The 17906-nt window shown below is 56.9% G+C and carries 11 protein-coding genes; 5 read left to right on the forward strand and 6 right to left on the reverse strand.

Features of this window, described 5'->3' with window-relative positions:
- Positions 1–81: 81 nt before the first annotated feature.
- From baeR to V5P19_RS02035, 6 genes are read right to left on the reverse strand one after another with little or no spacing between them, the layout of a single operon-like run.
- Positions 82–804, reverse strand: a complete 723-nt coding sequence (gene baeR, locus V5P19_RS02010; protein ID WP_334399638.1) for a two-component system response regulator BaeR — start codon at positions 802–804, stop codon at positions 82–84.
- The gene (gene baeS, locus V5P19_RS02015; protein ID WP_334399640.1) at positions 801–2204 is read right to left on the reverse strand and encodes a two-component system sensor histidine kinase BaeS; all 1404 of its coding nucleotides are present in this window, start codon (positions 2202–2204) and stop codon (positions 801–803) included. Before baeS ends, baeR begins: the two co-directional genes overlap by 4 nt.
- Positions 2201–3616, reverse strand: a complete 1416-nt coding sequence (locus V5P19_RS02020; RefSeq protein ID WP_334399642.1) for an MFS transporter — start codon at positions 3614–3616, stop codon at positions 2201–2203. Before V5P19_RS02020 ends, baeS begins: the two co-directional genes overlap by 4 nt.
- Positions 3617–6694 (reverse strand): multidrug efflux RND transporter permease subunit MdtC, encoded by a 3078-nt coding sequence (gene mdtC / locus V5P19_RS02025; RefSeq protein ID WP_334399644.1) that lies wholly within the window; start codon positions 6692–6694, stop codon positions 3617–3619.
- Complete coding sequence (locus tag V5P19_RS02030) at positions 6695–9817, reverse strand: MdtB/MuxB family multidrug efflux RND transporter permease subunit (protein WP_334399646.1); 3123 nt, start codon at positions 9815–9817, stop codon at positions 6695–6697.
- The gene (locus tag V5P19_RS02035) at positions 9817–11019 is read right to left on the reverse strand and encodes an MdtA/MuxA family multidrug efflux RND transporter periplasmic adaptor subunit (protein WP_334399648.1); all 1203 of its coding nucleotides are present in this window, start codon (positions 11017–11019) and stop codon (positions 9817–9819) included. The genes V5P19_RS02030 and V5P19_RS02035 overlap by 1 nt, the downstream gene beginning before the upstream one ends.
- Positions 11020–11733: 714 nt before the next feature.
- Between V5P19_RS02035 and V5P19_RS02040 the strand changes: the two genes are divergently transcribed.
- From V5P19_RS02040 to V5P19_RS02060, 5 genes are read left to right on the forward strand one after another with little or no spacing between them, the layout of a single operon-like run.
- Positions 11734–12318: a common pilus major fimbrillin subunit EcpA gene (locus tag V5P19_RS02040; protein WP_334399651.1), complete on the forward strand. Its 585-nt coding sequence runs from the start codon at positions 11734–11736 to the stop codon at positions 12316–12318.
- 51 nt (positions 12319–12369) lie between these two features.
- Positions 12370–13044, forward strand: coding sequence for a hypothetical protein (locus V5P19_RS02045; protein ID WP_334399653.1), 675 nt, complete (start codon positions 12370–12372; stop codon positions 13042–13044).
- A 56-nt stretch (positions 13045–13100) separates the two neighbouring features.
- Positions 13101–15593 carry a TcfC E-set like domain-containing protein gene (locus V5P19_RS02050; protein WP_334399655.1) on the forward strand — a complete coding sequence of 831 codons (2493 nt, stop codon included), beginning with the start codon at positions 13101–13103 and terminating at the stop codon, positions 15591–15593.
- A gap of 4 nt (positions 15594–15597) precedes the next feature.
- Positions 15598–17211: a fimbrial protein gene (locus V5P19_RS02055; protein WP_334399657.1), complete on the forward strand. Its 1614-nt coding sequence runs from the start codon at positions 15598–15600 to the stop codon at positions 17209–17211.
- Positions 17208–17888 carry a fimbria/pilus periplasmic chaperone gene (locus tag V5P19_RS02060; protein ID WP_334399659.1) on the forward strand — a complete coding sequence of 227 codons (681 nt, stop codon included), beginning with the start codon at positions 17208–17210 and terminating at the stop codon, positions 17886–17888. The genes V5P19_RS02055 and V5P19_RS02060 overlap by 4 nt, the downstream gene beginning before the upstream one ends.
- The last annotated feature ends 18 nt before the right edge of the window (positions 17889–17906 follow it).

Here is a 17906-nt window from a genome sequence, read left to right on the forward strand (position 1 = left end):
CCGGTAAAAAGAGTATGGTTGATTCCTGAATGGATTCCAGAAAAGAAAAACCCGCCAGAGGCGGGTTTCAGCGGCGAAAAGTTACGCAATCCTGCACGCATCCGCTTCCCATCGGTATCCCACACCATACACTGCACGAATAAACGACTGATCGGCATCAAGCGCCTCCAGCTTGCGGCGCAGGTTTTTGATATGGCTGTCGATTGTGCGGTCGGTCACCACGCGGTAGTCGTCATACAGGTGGTTAAGCAGCTGCTCGCGGGAGAAAACTTTTCCCGGCTCATGAGAGAGGGTCTTCAGCAGGCGGAACTCAGCAGGCGTGAGATCCAGAAGCTTGCTGCGCCAGCTCGCCTGGAAACGGCTTTCATCGACAATCAGCGGGCTTTCCGCGTCCAGCGCCTGTATTTCGCGCTGAGGTTTGCAGCGGCGCAGAATGGTCTTCACGCGGGCGACCACTTCGCGCGGGCTGTAGGGTTTGCAGATGTAATCGTCCGCGCCGATTTCAAGACCCAGCAGGCGGTCTATCTCTTCGATTTTGGCGGTCACCATCACGATGGGCACGTCAGAGAAGCGACGAATTTCGCGGCACAGGGTCAGGCCATCGGTGCCGGGTAGCATCAAATCCAGTAGGATCAGATCCGGCGGGGTCTGGCGCACGTACGACAATACCTGATCGCCATGGCTGATAAGCGACGGGGCATAGCTTGCCGCCCGTAAATAGTCGATCAATAACTGTCCAAGCTTAGGCTCGTCTTCCACGATCAGAATGCGTGGGGTGTTTTCGTCAATCGGTAACTCGGTCATGCTTCTCTCGATAAATCCCGTTCCAGAGGTAACTCTACTGTAATGCTAACCCCACCAAAAGGCGAATGGGCGGCGCGGATCGTGCCATTATGCGCTTCGACGATGTTCACACAAATCGCCAGCCCCAGGCCGGAACCGCCGCTCGCGCGATTGCGTGAACCTTCGGTGCGATAAAAACGCTCAAAGAGCTTTTCCAGCTGCGCGTCCTGCACGCCAGGGGCGGAGTCTGCAAAGGTGAGGGCAAAACGCCCGTTTTCCTGTCGACCAGAAATATGCAGCCCGCCGCCGCTGTCGGTATAGCGCAGGCTGTTTTCCAGCAGGTTGTTGAACAATTGCATCAGGCGATCTTTGTCGCCGAACACCACGGCGCTGTCCGGAAGTGAGAGATCAATTTTCAGGTTGCGGCTGGCGAAGCGTTCGCGGAACGCGCCGCTGATGACTTCCAGAATGTTGATCACATCCACAGGCGCTTTCTGGTAGGCCAGCGCCCCTTCGTCGGACATGGACAGCTGATGCAGATCGTCCACCAGCTTGGTCAGCGTACCGACCTCAGCCTGCAGCGAAGCCACGGATTCGGGCGTGAACTGGCGCACGCCGTCCTGAATGGCCTCCAGCTCGCCGCGCAGCACCGCCAGCGGAGTGCGCAGCTCGTGTGAAATATCGGCCATAAAGTCGCGGCGCATCTGCTGGTTTTTCTCAAGCGTGCTGGCGAGCTGGTTAAAGTCCTGCGCCAGCTTGCCGAGTTCGTCCTGGCTGCGGGTATCCACGCGGGTGGAAAAATCCCCGGCGGCCAGCTTGTGCGTGCCTTCCACCAGTCGCTTCACCGGGGCGAGCAGGCCGCGCGCCAGTGGGAAGGTGGCGAGCGCAGCGAGCAGCGTGGAGAGGGCGACAATCAGCCAGCTTGTCCGGCGCTGCTGGCGGTCAAAGTTGATGTCGGTGTTGCGCGTCAGGCGCTCCACCGGCGAGGCGATAACCCAGCCGACGGTCGCGTTGTTCACAGTGATGGCACGCCTTGTGCCATCCGGGGGAACCGGCGCGCGCGGGCCGACCAGGACGCGCATCTCCTGGTCGATCACCCAAAACTGGGTGCGCCAGCCGTGCGGCGGCATGCCGGGACCCGGACGATCGTCACCGGTATCGTGCTCAAGCGAACGCAGGATCTGGAAAATAAAGCGGTCATTATTGCGCAGAAAACGCCAGTTGCCGTGCTGGGCATACTGGTCAGCCAGCGCGTCGCTCAGCCCCTGCAGGCGCTGCTCATTGCCGTGTTTGATGTAGTCAATAAAGCCGCGCTCAAAGCTGACCCGCACCGCCCAGTGCATGGTGATCAGCAGTACGATACAGGTGGCGAAAATCGCCACGAAAAGCTTGCCGGTGATGCCGGGACGCCAGAATTTCATGGTGCACTCCTTTTGCCGCGTCGGATGACGACATTCTTACGGGTATCATCCGGCACTCTGGCGAAGATGAAGGCGGGCAGGGCGATAATCACCGCCATGCTGAGATAGGTATACAAAAACACCTGATGGGCGACCGGCGTGTCGATGCTCAGATGGTGCTGTCCGTACATGCCGAGCAGTAACCCGGCAACGGTGACGCCCACGCTCATGGAGAGCTGCATGACCATCGACAGCAGGCTGTTACCGCTGCTCGCCAGCTCGTCCGGCAGATCTTTCAACGTGAGCGTGTTCATGGACGAGAAGCGCATGGAATTGATAATTCCCTGACAAAACAGCACCAGCGGCAGGGCGTAGTACCAGCCCATCAGCGCCACGGCCATAAACAGCAGGCTGACCAGCGCCAGCCCCAGCGTGGCGGCCACCAGCACGTGGCGATAGCCAAAATGGTTTACCACCTGCACCACAATGCTCTTCATCCCCATGCTGCCGAGCACCATGGGGATCATCATTAACCCCGCGTGGAACGGCGAAAACCCCATTCCAATCTGTAAAAATACCGGCGTCATAAACGGCAGCATGCCGCTGCCGATGCGTCCTGCAAAGCTGCCGAGCAGACCCAGACGGTAGGTCGGATTTTTAAACAAATTCAGGCTGAACAGCGCTTTATCGTTCCCTCTGGCATGCCGCAGATACCAGAGAACGGTGGTGATCCCGAGCGCGACCAGAATGCTCAGCGTTAGAGTCGATATCCCCAACCCTTTTTGCCCATCGAGCGCCAGCGTCAGCGTCGCCATACCGGCGGCCAGCAGAACAAAACCGAAGAAATCAAAGCGCCGCGTTTGCATGGTGTAGTTCGGCATCAGGGTTAGCGTGGCAATCGCCCCGATAATGCCCACCGGCAGGTTGATCAAGAAAATCCAGTGCCAGGAGGCGTACTCCACCAGAATGCCGCCCAGCGCCGGACCGAGCAGCGGGCCGACCTGGCCCGGCAGCGTCACAAAGGTCATTGCCGCCATGTACTGCTCGCGGGGGACAATCTTCATCACCGTCAAGCGCCCGACGGGGACCATCATCGCACCGCCAACGCCCTGTAACACGCGCGCCATGACCAGCTGATCGAGCGTATTCGCCCGAGCGCAAAACAGCGACCCGACGGTGAACAGCACGATGGCGGTGAAGAAGATATTCCGCACCCCCACTTTATCCGCCAGCCAGCCGCTTGCCGGCAGCATCACCGCCACCGTCAACACGTAGGAGACAATCACCATATGCATATGCAGCGGACTCTCGCCCAGACTTTTCGCCATTGAGGGGAGAGCGGTGTTAACGATGGTCGTATCCAGCGACTGCATAAAAAAGCCGAAGGCGACAATCCATAGCTGCCAGCGAACGTTGCTGGGTAGGTCGGTCATTTACTCGGTCACCGTGGTTCTGTTTTTACGTGAAAAACGCAGGCGCAAACGGTCGAAGAACAAATACACCACCGGCGTAGTATAGAGCGTCAACAGCTGGCTCATGACCAGGCCGCCAACGATGGTGATCCCCAGCGGCTGGCGCAGCTCGGAACCGTCACCCCCGGAGATCACCAGCGGCAGGGCGCCAAACAGCGCCGCCAGCGTGGTCATCATAATGGGGCGGAATCGCAGCAGGCAGGCCTGAAATATCGCCTCTTCCGGCGTCAGATTGCCGTTGCGCTGGGCGTCGAGTGCGAAGTCGACCATCATGATGGCGTTTTTCTTCACTATGCCGATGAGGAGCATAATGCCGATTAACGCAATCAGGCTGAAGGGCGCGCCAAACAGCTCCAGCGCCAGCAGTGCCCCAACCCCCGCCGACGGCAGGGTTGAAAGAATCGTCAGCGGATGAACGTAGCTTTCATACAGTACGCCGAGCACGATATAGACCGTCGCGATAGCGGCCAGAATCAGGATCACCTGCGAATTCATCGTATCCTGGAATACCTGCGCGGTACCGGCAAAGCTGCCGCGCACGGTGGAGGGCACGCCAAGCTGGGTCATCGCCCGGTTAATCGCATCGCTGGCTTCAGAAAGCGACGATCCGGTAGGCAGGTTGAATGAGATGGTCGACGCCGCCGATAGCCCCTGATGATTAACCGAGAGCGGCGCGTTGGCCGGCTGCCAGCTGGCGAAGTAAGAGAGCGGGATCGCCTTGCCGTCGCCGTTAATCACAAACATCTTATCCAGCGCGCTGATGTCCTGGGTGTAGCGCGGGTCGACCTCCATGACCACCTTGTACTGGTTCATCGGCTGGTAGATGGTGGAAATTTCGCGCTGGCCGAAGGCGTTATTCAGCAGGCTGTTGGCGGCTTCAACGTTAATGCCCAGACGTGACATGGTTTCGCGATCGTAGGTTAACGCCATCTCTGCACCGTTATCCTGCTGGTCTGAGTTAACGTCCGCCAGCTGCGGCAGGGCGGCCAGCGCCTTGCGGATCTTCGGCTCCCATTCGCGCAGGGCGGCTAAATCATCCGAAAGCAGGGTGTACTGATAGCTGGCGTTAGCCTGGCGGCCACCCACGCGAATATCCTGAACGGCCATCAAAAACAGGTTTGCGCCCGGCTCTTTGGCGAGCTTCACGCGCAGGCGGTCAATCACCTGCTGCGCAGTTTCTTCACGCTCGCCGCGCGGTTTGAGGGTGATAAACATCATTCCGCTGTTGACGCGTGACCCGCCGGTAAAGCCGGTGACGTTATCGACGGCCGGATCTTCACGGATGATCTTCATAAAGTCCTGCAGTTTTCCGCGCATCGCCTGGAACGAAATGCTCTGATCGGCCTGAATACTGCCCATCAGCACGCCGGTGTCCTGCTCCGGGAAAAAGGTTTTCGGGATGGTGATGTACATCCAGACGTTGAGCACGATAGTGCCCATGAGCACTAGCCCGACAATGCGGGTGTGGTTGAGCACCCACTTCAGCGATTTTCCGTAACCCTCCTGCATTGCCATCAGGAAACGGCCAAAGCCTTTACGACGCGGCTGTGAATGCGGTTTGCTGCGCTTTAGCATCCAGGCGCACATCATTGGCGTGAGCGTCAGCGATATCACCAGCGAAATACCGATGGCGACCGAAAGCGTGACGGCGAATTCCCGCAGCAGCCGTCCCGGCAGGCCGCCCATCAGCAACAGGGGCAGAAAGACCGCCACCAGCGACAGGCTCATGGAGAGCACGGTGAAGCCCACCTCGCGCGTGCCCTGGAGCGCCGCCTGCATCGGTTTCACGCCCGCTTCCAGATGGCGGGAGATGTTCTCCAGCACCACGATGGCGTCATCCACCACAAAACCGGTGGCGATGGTCAGGGCCATAAGCGACAGGTTGTTGAGGCTAAAGCCGCACAGGTACATGGCGGCAAAGGTGCCGATCAGCGAGACCGGCACGGCAACCGCGGGGATAAGCGTCGCCCGACCGGAGCGCAGAAACAGGAACACCACCAGGATCACCAGCGCAACGGAAATAACCAGCGTCTGCTCGACCTCTTCAAGCGAGGCGCGGATAGTCGGGGATCGGTCCTGGGCAATCTGCAAATCAATGGCTGCCGGAATGGTTTCCTGCAGCGCCGGTAGCCGCTCGCGAATGCTGTTCACGGTCTGGATAATGTTGGCTTCCGGCAGCTTGCGGATCATCAGCAAAATCGCCGGCTTGGCGTTGGTCATCCCCGCGTTGCGCACGTCCTGCACCGAGTCGGTGACGCTGGCGACATCGCTTAAGCGCACCGCCGCGCCGTTATTGTAGTGAATAATTAACGGCTGATATTCGGCTGCGGTTTTGAGCTCATCGTTGGTCTGGATTTGCCAGCGATGGCGAGTGTCTTCAATTGCCCCCTGCGGTTTACGCACGTTGGCACTGCTGATGGCGGTGCGCACATCGTCCAGCGACACGCCCTGGTTAAACAGCGCCTGCGGATTTAACCCCACGCGCACGGCGGGCAGGGAGCTTCCCCCGACGCTCACATCACCCACGCCGTCAATCTGGGCGAGAGTCTGCGCCAGCTGGGTTGACGCAAAGTCATATAGCTGGCCTTGCGAATAGGTGTCCGAGGTCAGCGTCAGGATCATAATCGGCGCATCGGACGGGTTAGCTTTGCGGTAGGTCGGGCGGCTCGGCATCCCGCTCGGCAGCAGGCTTTGTGCGGCATTAATGGCTGCCTGCACGTCGCGTGCTGCGCCGTTAATATCCCGGTTGAAGTTGAATTCCAGAATGATGCGCGTGCTGCCAAGCGAGCTGCTGGAGGTCATTTCGTTGACCCCGGCAATGCGCCCAAGCGAGCGTTCCAGCGGTGTAGCCACCGAGGAGGCCATTGTTTCCGGTGATGCGCCAGGCAGCGAGGCGCTGACCATGATCACCGGAAAATCCACCTGCGGTAGCGGCGCGACCGGCAGCAGCCGGAAGCCCAGCACGCCGCACAGGGTAATGGCGATCGAGAGTAAAATCGTCGCCACCGGGCGATAAATGAAGAGCGCGAAAAACCTCACTTATGCCTCCTCTTCACGTTTCGGGAAGCGGCTTTTCGTCCACAGCGCCAGACGGTCGAACAGCAGGTAAATGACCGGCGTCGTGAACAGCGTCAGCACCTGGCTGACCAGCAGGCCGCCGACCATGCCAATGCCTAACGGACGACGCAGTTCAGCCCCGACGCCGGTACTGAGCATTAGCGGCAACGCGCCTAACAAAGCCGCCAGGGTGGTCATCAGGATCGGACGAAAACGCAGCAGACACGCCTGGAAAATGGCGTCTCGCGGAGACATGCCCTGTTCACGTTCGACGGCAAGCGCAAAGTCGATCATCATGATGGCGTTTTTCTTCACGATCCCGATCAGCAGGATAATGCCGATTATTGCAATCACGTCCAGCTCGCTGCCCGCCAGCATCAGCGCCAGCAGCGCACCGACGCCCGCCGTCGGCAGGGTAGAGAGGATGGTGATCGGGTGGATAAAGCTTTCGTACAGCACGCCAAGCACGATGTACATCGCGACCACGGCAGCGACAATCAGCCAGATGGTGTTGCCCAGCGCGGCCTGGAACGCCAGCGTGCTGCCCTGGAACTGGGTCTGAATATCGGACGGGAAGCTGAGTGCTTTTTCAGCCGCCTGAATGGCCTCCACCGCTTCGCCGAGAGAATGATCGTCCGGCACGTTAAACGAAATGGTGGTGGACGGGAACTGATCCAGATGATTGATCGACAGCGGGGTATAGCGCTCTTCCACGTTCGCAATGGCGCTTAAGGGCACAATGCCGCCGTCTTTACTGGTCAGGCGGACCGAATCCAGCGCAGCAAGCCCCGGGGTGTTGTCGGTATTGTGCTCCAGCACCACGCGATATTGGTTGGCCTGGGTATAAATGGTGGAGATCAGACGCTGACCAAAGGCGTTGTACAGAGCGTTATCGACGTCCGCCATGGAAATGCCCAGACGGCTGGCGGTATCGCGGTTAACGTTCACGTACGCGGCTAACCCTTTATCCTGCCAGTCGCTGCTGACGTCGGAAAGCTGCGGCAGCGTTTTCAGCTTATCCACCAGCTGCGGCACCCAGGTGCTCAGCGCGTCAAGCGTGGTGGCCTGCAGGGTGAACTGGTACTGCGTGCGGCTGACCTGGGTATCGATGGTCAAATCCTGAATCGGCTGCAGGTACAGCGCGATGCCCGGCACGCGATCGACCGCGTTTTGCAGGCGTTCAATCACCGTATTAACGCGGTCATCGCGCTCATCAAGCGGTTTAAGGTTGATTTGCAGACGCGCGCTGTTCAGCGCCGGGTTGGTGCCATCGACGCCGACATAGGACGTCAGGCTCTCCACAGCCGGATCCTTCATGATGATTTCTGAGACCTGCTGCTGGCGCTGCGCCATGTTGGCAAAAGAGACCGATTGGGGAGCCTGAAGCGTACCCTGAATAATGCCGTTGTCCTGAATCGGGAAGAAGCCTTTAGGGATAAGAATCCACAGCATCACGCTCAGGGCCAGCGTTCCCAGCGCTACGCCCAGCGTCGCCCAGGGATGATTGAGCACCTTCGCCAGCAGGCGGCCATAGGTGGCAATAATGCGCTCGAACATCCGCTCAGAGGCGCGGGAAAAGCGGTTCTGCTTGCGCAGGGACTCGTGGCTCAGCATGCGGGCGCACATCATCGGCGTCAGGGTCAGCGATACCACGGCAGAGATCAAAATCGCGACCGCCAGCGTAACGGCAAATTCCCGGAACAGACGCCCGACGATGTCGCCCATAAACAGCAGCGGGATCAGCACGGCAATCAGCGAGAAGGTGAGGGAGATAATGGTAAAGCCGATTTCACCCGCCCCTTTTAACGCGGCGGCCAGCGGTTTTTCGCCTTTCTCGATATACCGCGAGATGTTCTCGATCACCACGATGGCGTCATCCACCACGAAGCCGGTGGCGATGGTCAGCGCCATCAGCGTCAGGTTGTTGATCGAGAAATCAAGGAACACCATTACCGCAAACGTACCCACCAGCGAGAGCGGGACGGCGACGGCGGGAATAATGGTCGCCGGCACGTTACGCAGGAACAGATAAATAATCATGACCACCAGCGCAATCGCCAGCATCAGTTCGAACTGGGTATCGGTTACCGAGGCGCGAATGTTAGTGGTGCGGTCAGAAAGCACTTTCACGTTGACGGATTTGGGCAGGCTTTCAATCAGCTGCGGCAGCATGGCGCGGATGCTGTCTGCGGTTTCAAGGATGTTTGCGCCCGGCTGGCGCTGGACGTTCATCACGATCGCCTGCTGCGTGTTCGCCCAGGCGCCCAGCCAGCTGTTTTCTGCGCCTTGCTCCACGGTGGCAACATCGCCCAGGCGAACCGGGGCACCGTTCTGGTAAGCAATAATTAGCTGACGATATTCATCGGCAGACTGCATCTGATCGTTTGCGGAGAGCGTAACGGCACGGGTTGGGCCGTCCAGCGAGCCTTTTGCCGAGTTGACGTTGGCGCTGCTGATGGCGGTGCGGATCGTTTCACTGGTTAACCCCAGCGCGGCGATGGCCTGCGCGTTAAGCTTCACGCGCACGGCCGGACGCTGACCGCCGGCCAGCGTCACCAGGCCCACGCCGGAGACCTGCGAAATTTTCTGCGCCACGCGGGTCTCAACCATATCTTCAACCTGCGTCATCGGCATGGCGGATGACGTCACGGCAAGCGTCATGATCGGCGGATCGGCCGGGTTTACTTTGCTGTAAACCGGCGGGTTGGGCAGATCGGACGGCAGCAAATTGGTAGCGGCGTTAATGGCGGCCTGCACCTCCTGCTCCGCGACGTCCAGCGACAGCGACAGCTGGAACTGCAACGTGACCACCGACGCCCCGCCCGAACTTTGCGAGGACATCTGTTTCAGGCCAGACATCTGGCCAAACTGCCGTTCCAGCGGGGCGGTAATGGCGGACGTCACCACATCCGGGCTGGCTCCCGGGTAGAGGGTGATAACCTGAATCGTCGGGTAGTCCACCTCGGGCAGCGCCGACACGGGCAGGAAACGATAGCCGATAATTCCGGCCAGCAGGATCGCCACCATCAGCAGCGTCGTGGCGACAGGGCGCAAAATAAACAGGCGTGACGGCCCACCTGTAGAGCCTGGCGGCATCACCTGCATCAGGCTTTCGCTCCCTGTTTCACCGGCTCAACAACGTCCACCGTTGCCCCTTCGGTCAGGCGGTCTATGCCGTCCGTTACCACGCGGTCGCCAGCAGAAAGACCCGCGCTGATCGCCACCGTCTGGCTGTCCTGAATCCCGGTTTTCACCAGATGTTTGCTGACCTTGTTGTCGCTATTGAGCACCCAGACGAAGTTACCTTCATTGCCCATTTGCAGCGCGGCGGTTGGGATCACCACCGCGTTTTCTTCCGTCGCAACCAGCATCCGCGCGTTCACGAACTGGTTCGGGAAGAGGGCGTCATCCTGGTTGTTAAAGCGCGCCTTTAGCTTGATGGTGCCGGTTGTGGTGTCAATCTGGTTATCCAGGCTCAGCAACGTCCCTTCGCTGAGCTTCTGCGTATTGGTGCGATCCCAGGCTTCCACCGCCAGCCCTTTACCTGCCTTTTGCGCCTTAACCACGGTGGCGATATCGCTTTCCGGCAAGGTAAAGACGAGATCAATTGGGTGGGTTTGGGTAATAACCACGATGCCGGTGGTATCGCCGCTGGAGATTTGGTTACCAATATCAACCTGCTTCAGGCCGACGCGCCCGTCAATCGGGGCGGTGATGCGGCTCCAGTCGAGCTGAAGCTGCGCGCTGGCAACCGCCGCTTCATCGGCTTTGATGGTGCCCCGAGATTCGCTCACCAGCGACTGCTGGGTATCCAGCTCCTGGCGCGATACGAGGTTTGTTTTCACCAGCTGCTGGTAGCGCGCCAAATCGCGCTGGGCGTTAGCGAGCGTGGCTTTGTCTTTGGCAAGCTGGCCCTGCGCCTGGGCGAGAGCGACCTTAAACTGGCTCGGGTCGATTTCGGCCAGCAAATCACCGGCCTTGACCTGCTGGCCTTCCTGGAAATGTATCGCCAGTAATTGACCGTCGACGCGGCTACGCACCGTGGCGGTGTTTGCCGCGGTAATCGTACCCAAGCCAGAGAGATAGCGCGGAACGGCTTTATTTACGGCGGTAGCTGCCTGTACCGGTGCCAGCGCGCCGCCGCGCATACCGTGACGTCCCCCGCCCGAAGCACGCTGCGGCTGACTGCTGGCACCTGCGGGTGCGGCGGTCTCTGACGATTTACTGTGCCAGTACCAGGCGGCGGCAAGGACCACCACAATGATGCCAGCGGTGATTGCCCAGCGGGATTTGTGACTGCTTTTCATCGTTATACGTTCTCATCCTGAAACACTTCGGGGAATGATACTAGTTTAGTCAGGCAACACAGCGGAAAAATGGAGGAAATATGGAAGACTGTCAGGAATGGTCTGAATGGTGCCGGTGGCGGCTTCGTTGCGTGTCACTATGCGGATTCTGTTTAATCCAGGAATATTCTTTATTTGTAGAATATTCTGAAGCCACTCCGTTCAGATGAGAAATATAACCCGTTACTCAGCATTTATTATTAATTAATAGTCCAGGAATATTCCTGTCATTATTAATATGGCATAGGATTTTTCCCTTGCTTACTAAATTGATGCATATTTTTAGCAAAAATTTAACAAATATTTTTATTTTAAGTCAGGTTCAATAGTTAATTGATTCACAATGCTTTTTTGCTTTTTTGCATTCTTTTTCTATTTTGATTTGTATCAAAAAAGCAAAACAGATTTAAAATTCTTAATGTGTGTTTAATTTGGAATTAAAATCCATTAATTTCCTATAATTTAGATTTTAATGTTGTTAATGAGCGTTGCCAGCCAATTATTGATAAGAGATTTCTTAGGAGTGGTAAGGTTTTTTGTATTTGATAGTGTTGTGAGGAAGGTTTTTTCGAATAATACTTTTTTGGCGCGGCAAATCTCGCTCGCAATTAAATGGAGTAGCCAGGTTCTTATATAAAGAGTGCCTGGTTGCGCGTTTGTTCTCAGGAGAAAAAAATGAAAAAGTTATTACTGGTGGCCTCTCTGGTTTCTGTATTTGCAGCAGCAAATGCAATGGCTGATGTGACTGCATCTGCTACAGCGTCATGGGATGCTACTGCTACAAAAGATACGACCAGCATGCTGGTTGTTACTCCGCTGAACTCTCTGACTTTCCAGTATGCGGAAGGTCTGAACGGGTTTAACACTCAGGACGGCGCTTTTGACGTAACCATTCAGGGACAAGAAAGTGCGACAGATTTCGAGCTGACTGCACAGGTCATCAGCAATACGCTGACCAACGCAAGCGGTGATGCGTCTACGCTGGACGTAGGTGTGGCATGGAACGGCAATGCGCTTTCAAGCGCGTCTGAGACCGTACTGGTTAACTCCTCTTCAACCGCTGGCCTCGAAAGCCTGATGGCGGATGGTGCTTATAACGGTGCTGAGCGCGTGAGCGATCAGTCCAGCTTCAAGTTCTCCATCTCCTCAGCTACCTCTGACGGTACGACTCCGGTAACAGATTACTCAGCGCTGCCTGACGGCTACTGGACTGGCGATGTGAAAGTACAGTTCAACGCGACCTGGACCACGCCAGCGTAATGAATAAAATTCGGGAGAGTCACTCTCCCGAATTTTCTCAGGAAATAAGTAATGACTAAATATGTGCCAATAGCCATGTTGGTAGGGGTTGCCACATCCTTTTCCAGCTGGGCAATTAATGTGGGTGATATCACGTCGATAATGACTTCCGAAGCGAGTTCATTATCGAAAGAAATTATCAACACGACTGATTCCGCGCGCTACGTAAGCGTGACGGTAAAACAACTCTCTTCTCCGCTGCCCGGCGGCGTAGAGCTGAACGTTAATCCCGGTGAATTATTGTCGACTCCCGCCAACCTTATTCTTCCAGGCGAGGCAAAAGACGTTTTCCGCTTTTTCTATAAAGGCCCGGAGGATGATAAAGAGCGCTATTACCGCCTGCAGTGGATAGACGAGCCGATCAGTGAAAGCGCCACAACCAAAGCCGGTAAGGCCGCGACGGCCACGGCTTCTGCGGAAATTGGCACCATTCTGGTGGTTGCTCCGCGCAAGGAGCGCTTCGACTACAGCCGTCAGGGCGACCTGATTACCAATACCGGCAATGTTTCCTTTCGTGTGATTGCCTATGGCGCCTGTAAGGACAAGGCACAGGATCAGGGCAGGGGCTGCCGCGAGCGTTATTACGTCATGCCGGGCACAAAAATAAGGCTGCAAAAAAGCGATGTGTCGAATAGCCGTACCCGCATTGGCATCTGGCACGGCAAGCAATTTATTACAGTGAAGTAAAAACATAACGCCATTACCGGTACCAAAAATTAAAATGCCGATGTGTAAGGATGCGTATGTCATTTAAATATCTCGTTGGGGGAAGTGTATTTCTCTCGTTAGCGTTAACACCAGGCTTTGCACATTCTGCGCCCGTGAAGATCGGGAAATACGTTATTCCTGGCGCGTTTGCCCGTTCGCTGGAGCAGGGAATGACGGTTCCGGTATTTATTCGCTATCAGGAAACGGACGAAAAGAGTCAGCAGAAAATTGCGGACGCGGTGATCTCTCTGGTCGACGGGAATATTACCGTGAAGTCGATTATGGTTGCCGACCTGCCAAATAACGCCGTGCTGTCGGATAAAACCCGCGCCATGGTGGAAAAAATCGCTGACGCTAAGTTTGTCGATAACACGGCGATTACCCTGACGCCGGAAGCCAGGCTGCAGCTGAACGTTTCGTCGTTTCACCTGGAGATGATCGTCAGCCGGGACGCGCTGACTGAGGCGGTAGTGGCGCGCAGCACCTTATTAGGCCCGTCCAGCGTGGACAGGCTCTCTAACGTGCTTAATTACAATTTCGGCACTTATTACAACGACTATCAGAACGGCAGCAGCTCGCGCAGCTATTTAACGCTGGATAACACCCTGTCGCGTCGGGAGCATCACTTCAATATTAACGGTTCGGTATATGGTATTGGCCAGAGCAACAGTTCGAGCAAGGTGTATCGCGCGATGTACGAACGCGACTACGAGGGCTATCGCCTGGCGCTTGGGATGCTGGATACGTGGAACGTGCAGTCCATTGCCAGCCTGAACGCGCTGAACGGCGGAAAAATCTACGGTGCCAGCTACGGCAACAAAGGGAGCACAGTGGTGGAAAATACCGCACTGTCGCTGACACCCATTACGGTCTTTCTTCCGGCCGCCGGGGAAGTCCACGTCTTCCGCGACGGGCGCCTGCTGAGCGTGCAGAACTTCAACATGGGCAGCTACGAAATTGACACCAGCCGTTTTCCCTACGGGGTTTACGACGTGACGGTGGATATCGTGGTGAACGGTCGCACGGTGAACACCCGCGTCAGCCGCGTGAATAAAATCTTCGCGCGCCAGCAGGCCGCCGGGCTGGACCAGCTCTCATGGCAGGTGTTCGGCGGATCGCTGGATTACGATCGCGTAAGCTACAAACGCAATCACTACCACAATGCAGGCAGCGAGCAGACCTGGATTGCCGGCGGCGCGGCCTCTCTGACGCTGGCGATACTCTCAGGCCTGAACGTGAAGTCCACGCTGTACGGCTTTGATTCCAACGTCGTGAACGAAACCGACCTGACCTTAAACGTCAATGAATACGTGAGCGTGGGCACTCAAACGCTGGTGGCAAACGACGGCACCTGGCGCAACGTCAGCAGCGTGAGCCTCAACGCTCCCGGCGGGTTTGGCTCGGTGTGGGCGTCACGCGAGGACAGCAAAATTGGCGACCATTTGCCGGTGCAGGAGCGCGATAACTACTCAATTGGCGGTACGATTAACCTCGGGCGCTTTATTCCGCACGGGGGATCGCTGACGGTGAGCCAGACGGAAAACCGCTACTCGGGCAACAAATATCGCAACCTGGATTACAGCACCACGCTATACGCCGGGCGTTACGCCACCGTCGGCCTGCGCGCGGGGGTGCAGCGCTATTACTACAACAACCGTAATGACGACGGTCGTCAGGAGCGTTACGTCAGCCTCGACTTCTCGCTGCCGCTGGCCTCCTGGCTGAGCGTCGGGGCATCGCGGGATCGTTACGGTGCAACGCAGGGCAACATCAGCGCCCGCAAGCAATTTGAAGACGGGCCAATTACCTCGGCGGGGATCGCGGCCTCCACCCGCCTGAGCGGCGAGCAGAACTACGGCAACGATTATTCCGTGAACGGCAACATGAGTTACGCCACCAAATACAACGCCGGGACGGTCTCCATTACCCGATCGGCGGATAACGCCACCAACCTGAACTTCTCATCCCAGGGTTCGGTTGCCTGGGCGGGGGGCGATTTCGGCCTCAGCAAAGAGCGCCAGCGTTCCGGCATCATCGTGAAAACCGGGCTGGCAGGGGACGGCAAGCTGGCGGCAAAAATCAATAACCGTCACTACGTCCTGAGCGGCAAATCGAGCTTTATCGCGCTACCGCCGTACGCCCAGTACAAGCTGGAGATCATGAACGACCGCAACTCCGAGGACAGCTTCGATATCGTCTCCGGGCGTAAGCAGTCGCTGAACCTCTATCCGGGCAACGTTGGTGTGGTGGCGCCGGAAGTGAAAAGCATGGTGACCGTCTTCGGGCGCGTGCGCTATCCGAACGGGCAGCTCGCGGCCAATACCGATATTCATAACCACATCGGTAAAACGCGCACCGATGCGAAAGGTGAGTTCGCGATTGATATCGATAAGACATTCCCCGCCATTACCCTTGTTTCGGCGAATGGCAACATCTGCGAAGCCGATTTAGATCTGGAAAAAGCCCGCGGCGCAGCGTGGGTCGGGGACGTGCAATGCGCACTGCAATCGACTATGGCGCAGAGATAATGCTATGAAAAATGTTAACCTAATTCTTCCGTTACTCGTTGCGTGTGCATTGACGCCACAGGCGGCGAAAGCGTTGACCGCGTCATCGTCCGGCTCGGTCAGCAATAACTTTCTGTTTATTGAAAACGCCGTGGACGGTGAGTATTTTATTACCCCCTCCGCGCTCGATCCTCGCTTTAGCGGATCCAATACCTGGGTGAAATACGGCACCTCGCAGGTGAGCCTCGGCTATCTCGGCTACGTAGGCTGGACGGCTCCGGCGAATAACTATCAGGATATGTGGATCGATAATTCGCCGATTGACGGGCCGTTTAACGGCATCCGCTGTTACAGCGGTACGCAATGCCCAACGTCCGGCTATATCTCCGGTCAGGGCCGAGACAGCAACGGTTTCTACCACGCTCAGGTCGGCTCGGTCGCGGGCGTGGTGGGCGGAGCGTACGGCTTTGCGTCGCTGAGCGATTCGGCCTACGAATATTTCCGCGCGATGCCGACTGGCAGCAGCGAAACTTACGTCTTTAACCGCTGCTATACCTCGGTTAACTATGATTACGCGGGGGGCGCGCGCTGTAAGGATCAAAGTAGCGGGCGCTGGAACTACGTGAATTATACCTTAACCAAGCGCGGCCATCTGGCGCTGGAATCGACCAGCGCTTTTCAGGAGCTTTGGATCGCCAGCGACGGGACGCCGAGCATTACCAATGACTCCGGCGCCTGCGAGCTGGGGGTTGTCGGAAACGTAAGCGGTGTGATTTGTAAAATGGTCAGCTACAGCCTTCAGCAGACCGCGAATCTGACCGCTTCGCTCACCTTCAGGGCCTATATCGATTCCGCCGCGCTGGGCTTCACCCCGGCGGCGTCAACGGTACGTTATTCCGGCAACGGCTCGAACTGGTATAACTTCAGCGCGACGACGGCCTATTACAATGTTTTCTCAACGGACGGCCACTACGTCTATCTCTTTTTGTCGAAGACGTTTCTTAAAAACCTTGTCGACTCGGGCTACAGCATTACCAACAGTCAGCCTTTTACCTTTGCCTTCCGCAATGGCTTAACGCCGGAGTCGGGGCATTACGAGTTCACGCCATCGTTGCAGCTGAACATTATTCCGAAGGAGTATGGAATCAGCATTGTCTCGTCGAATAACACCACGTCGGCAAGCGGCAGCGGCACCATCGGCGATGATACCCCGATTGGCATGGATTATGTCGTCACTGTTTCCGGCCCGCGTCAGGCGGACAGTATTACCGCCCAGGTTACGGGGGACACTACGACCATTAACAATACGTCATACTGCCTGTTTACCTCCGCGCAGGGCGGGATCAGCGTGCCGATCCCGGCGTATCTTCAGTACAGCAACCAGTCGGGTAGCGTGACGCAGGTGCGCAATAGCTGCGGCGACGCGCCCATCAGCCTCAACGATGCGCTGTGGCAGCAAACGCCGTGGGATGCGAATAACACCGACGACGGAAGCTACTTCAGCACCGGCTTATCGCTGCTGTTCCCGATGAATGACTCCCGCTCGGCGCTGACGGCTGCAGGCTCCGACTGGGAAGGCGTGGTTAGCGCCAGCGGCGAAATCAAAGTCACCGCGAACTGGCTGGGCGTCACCAAATGAAGCGCTGGTATGCGGCAATCATCAGTGCGGCGCTGCTGAGCTTTTCGGCGCACGCCCTGCATCTCGATTCCACGATTTATGAGATGCCTGCGGACAAGTCATTCATAAGCAAACGCATTTTTAACGACAGCAAAAAGCAGAATGTGTATCGCATTTCTGCGGTGAAAATTGATAAGCCCGGGCCGGGCGGGGAGAAGCGCCAGGATATAGAAGAAGGAGAGCTGATTTTTGCGCCGCTGACGTTCTCGCTGGCGCCTGATGCCGGGGAGTTTTTTAAGATTTTCTACCGCGGCCCGCAGGATGATAAGGAGCGCTATTACCGGGTGCAGTTCACGGAGCTGCCCGTCACGATGTTTCCGGAGCGCAACGGAGGGAAAAGAAGCGAAGCGATACCGGCTATCGCCCTGGATACGATACTGGTGGTTCGCCCGAGAAAGATCGACCTGCGCTATACCCTGGATGAGCGGGCAGGGGTGCTTAGAAATACCGGGAACACGTTTTTTAAAATCATTGTGCAGCAGGGGTGCAATTCAACGGATGATGAGGCCACTATCCGTTACGTTCTCCCCGGAGAAACGTATCGCAGTAGCGGGTTAAAGAATCAAAATAAAAAATTCATTGTCGCTTTGCACAAGTATATCCCTGTTGGCAGCGCGTGTTTCAAACCTGACTCATAAAATCTAAATAAAAATATT

The organism is Enterobacter sp. UNJFSC 003 (assembly GCF_036903355.1).
Classification (GTDB): domain Bacteria; phylum Pseudomonadota; class Gammaproteobacteria; order Enterobacterales; family Enterobacteriaceae; genus Enterobacter.

Bases quoted from the DNA above. Each gene is read 5' to 3' on its own strand.
- baeR (WP_334399638.1), bottom strand. From the start codon at position 804: ATGACCGAGTTACCGATTGACGAAAACACCCCACGCATTCTGATCGTG.
- baeS (WP_334399640.1), bottom strand. From the start codon at position 2,204: ATGAAATTCTGGCGTCCCGGCATCACCGGCAAGCTTTTCGTGGCGATT.
- V5P19_RS02020 (WP_334399642.1), bottom strand. From the start codon at position 3,616: ATGACCGACCTACCCAGCAACGTTCGCTGGCAGCTATGGATTGTCGCC.
- V5P19_RS02030 (WP_334399646.1), bottom strand. From the start codon at position 9,817: ATGCAGGTGATGCCGCCAGGCTCTACAGGTGGGCCGTCACGCCTGTTT.
- V5P19_RS02035 (WP_334399648.1), bottom strand. From the start codon at position 11,019: ATGAAAAGCAGTCACAAATCCCGCTGGGCAATCACCGCTGGCATCATT.
- V5P19_RS02040 (WP_334399651.1), top strand. From the start codon at position 11,734: ATGAAAAAGTTATTACTGGTGGCCTCTCTGGTTTCTGTATTTGCAGCA.
- V5P19_RS02045 (WP_334399653.1), top strand. From the start codon at position 12,370: ATGACTAAATATGTGCCAATAGCCATGTTGGTAGGGGTTGCCACATCC.
- V5P19_RS02050 (WP_334399655.1), top strand. From the start codon at position 13,101: ATGTCATTTAAATATCTCGTTGGGGGAAGTGTATTTCTCTCGTTAGCG.
- V5P19_RS02055 (WP_334399657.1), top strand. From the start codon at position 15,598: ATGAAAAATGTTAACCTAATTCTTCCGTTACTCGTTGCGTGTGCATTG.
- V5P19_RS02060 (WP_334399659.1), top strand. From the start codon at position 17,208: ATGAAGCGCTGGTATGCGGCAATCATCAGTGCGGCGCTGCTGAGCTTT.